The sequence below is a fragment of the Streptomyces sp. 8L genome (assembly GCF_020176795.1).
Lineage (GTDB): Bacteria > Actinomycetota > Actinomycetes > Streptomycetales > Streptomycetaceae > Streptomyces.
Genome location: NZ_JAIUKE010000893.1, coordinates 1 through 1,202 on the forward strand (window position 1 = coordinate 1; position 1,202 = coordinate 1,202).

Genomic DNA, 1,202 nt, shown 5'->3' on the forward strand with positions numbered 1-1,202 from the left:
GGCCCGAAGGTCCGCCGCCCGCCCCTTCACCGTGCGAGTTCCGCCGCCCGCTCCTCCGCTGTGCGGGTCCGTCACCCGCCCCTTCGCCGTGCCGGCCCGCTCCCGCTCCTTCCCGTTCGAGTCCGCCACCCGCTCCCCGCGCGTACGTCACATGGCGAGCAGCCGCTCGGTCGTCTCCCGGTACGCGCGCAGCGCGAGGCGCAGCCGTTCGGTGTCCGCGCCCTTCGCGTCCGTGCCGCCGCCGCGGGCCCCGGTGTCCCAGTCGGCGCGCAGCGCGCGCGGGCGCTCCTCCAGTGCGGCCGCCAGCCGTCGGGCCGTCTCCTCGAGGACGGCCGCCGCCTCTTCGACCGACTGGCCCGGGTCGTCCACGAAGTGCGTCAGCGCGCCGTGGAGTCGACGTCCGAACTCCTCGCTCTCCGAGCGCGGCAGCAGCCGCCCGTCGCTCACGGCGGGGGCGTCCTTGTCGAGTCCCGTCCGCCCGGCACCGGCAGCGGGGGGCGTACGGGCGGCACCGCTGTCGCCGGTCCCCGTGTGGGTCGCTTCCCGCAGGTCGCGCTCCCGGCTCAGGGCGCGCTCACGCCGTACGAGCCGCTCGCGCTCTCCGTACAGTTCGCCGGTGGCCGTGCGCGCGGAGCGCGGCCGGGTCCTGTCGGGACGGGCCTCCTGCGCCGCCCGGGCCGCCGAGGGCGGTGGTTCCTCGTCCCCGGCCGCGAACCGGTCGCCGTCCTGAGCCTCGTCGCGGGCGGCGCCCGCGTCGCGAGGCGCGTGGGGCCCGCCCGGCCCGTCGAGGCCGTCGGACGCGTCGGGTCCGCCGGGCCCGGCCGTCTCGTCGGGCTGGGCCGTCTCATCGGATTTCCTGTGGAACATCAGGCACCGCTTCCCTTGGGTCGCACCGAGAACGTTTCCTTGCGGCCGGTCCGTCCGGCCGGCCTGCCGCGACGGCCGCCGCCACCGGGGCGGGCCCCGAGCAACTGCTCGAAGAGCCCGCGGGCGCCGACCATGACCTCGCGCAGCTCCTCCGTGTCCGCGCCGGGGCCCCCGGCGCCGGGGGGGGCGGGGGGGGCCCCCGCCCCCGCGGGGGGCCCCGCCCCCCCCCCCCCCGGGCGGCCCCCCCCCCCCCCCCCCACGACTCCGCTGGCCTGGCTGACCGGCGAGCGCGTCGCGCTGGCCTGCCGGTTGATCGAGCGCGGCGAGGCGCGGAT

At 79.4% G+C, this 1,202-nt stretch carries 2 protein-coding genes; both read right to left on the reverse strand.

The annotated features are described in order from the left end of the window. Positions 1-147: 147 nt before the first annotated feature. Complete coding sequence (locus LCE31_RS39725) at positions 148-867, reverse strand: hypothetical protein (RefSeq protein WP_225023160.1); 720 nt, start codon at positions 865-867, stop codon at positions 148-150. After that, a partial coding sequence (locus LCE31_RS39730) for a hypothetical protein (protein ID WP_225023162.1) occupies positions 867-1,202 on the reverse strand: 336 nt, incomplete at its 5' end. The genes LCE31_RS39725 and LCE31_RS39730, both read right to left, overlap by 1 nt.

What these genes read in the sequence shown, in the direction of transcription:
- LCE31_RS39725 (WP_225023160.1), bottom strand. Translation starts at nt 867, where the DNA reads ATGTTCCACAGGAAATCCGATGAGACGGCCCAGCCCGACGAGACGGCC.